Origin of the sequence: Conexibacter sp. CPCC 205762 (assembly GCF_030646155.1) — a bacterium.
Taxonomy (GTDB): domain Bacteria; phylum Actinomycetota; class Thermoleophilia; order Solirubrobacterales; family Solirubrobacteraceae; genus Conexibacter.
Map to the genome: position 1 here is coordinate 1 of NZ_JAUTDN010000101.1, position 926 is coordinate 926.

A 926-nucleotide genomic window follows, 5' to 3' on the forward strand; every position below is an offset into this window, starting at 1 on the left:
GACGACGTCTGGGTCCCGGGGCTCGCCCGCGCGCTCGGGCTGCTGGAGCTGCGGCGGGGCGAGCCGGCGGCGGCGCGCGACTGGCTGCTGCGCGAGGCGGCCTCGACCGATCGCGGACGGCCGACCTATCTCGCCGCGCTTGCCCTCGCACCGCTCGCCGCCGCCCAGCGCCGGCTCGGCGCCCGCGCCGACGCCGCCGCGACCGCCGCCCGCGCGCTCGCGCTGGCCGACGCGCTCGGCATGCCGCGCGTGCGCGCCGAGGCGCTCCACGAGCAGGCGCTGCTGCTCGCCGCCGACGACCCCGCCGCCGCGCTCCAGCGCTGCCACGAGGCGCTTGCGCTCGCCGTCGAGCAGGACCTGCGCGCGCTCTGGCCCGACGCGCTCGACACGCTCGCCGCAGTGTTGGACGGAGAGCCGTCCGCCCGCCTGCTCGCCGCCGCCGACGCAGCCCGCGCGACGCTCCAGCTCCCGCGCGACGGCGTCGCTCAGCGCGATCGCGACGCGCTCGCGCGGCGGCTCGAAGCCGCGCTCGGCGCTGCCGCTTTCGGGGAGGCCTCGGCGCAGGCCGCCGCGCTCACGCTGCCCGAGGCGGTCGCGCTCGCGCGGCGGGCGCGCGGGTCGCGCAGCCGACCGCTGGGCGGCTGGGGGAGCCTCACGCCGACCGAGCGCGAGGTCGTCCAGCTCGCCGTCGAAGGGTGCACGAACCCGCAGATCGGCGCACGGCTGTTCATGAGCCGCAGCACCGTCAAGACGCACCTGTCGCACGTCTACGCGAAGCTCGGCGTCGCCAACCGCACCGAGCTGGCGACGCTCGCCGCGGCATCGGCCGGCGGCGGCGCCTCGCCGCACTGAGCAGACGCCGCCGCGCCGCCGCGCCGCCCGCCTCGCGCCGCCCGCGCCCCGCCGCCCCGCCCGCCCGCGCCGAC

General features: G+C 80.6%; 1 protein-coding gene. It reads left to right on the forward strand.

The features are described 5' to 3' along the window. Nucleotides 1–852 (forward strand): response regulator transcription factor (locus Q7L73_RS28590; protein WP_304715803.1); only part of this gene is annotated, 852 nt, incomplete at its 5' end. Nucleotides 853–926: the final 74 nt, after the last annotated feature.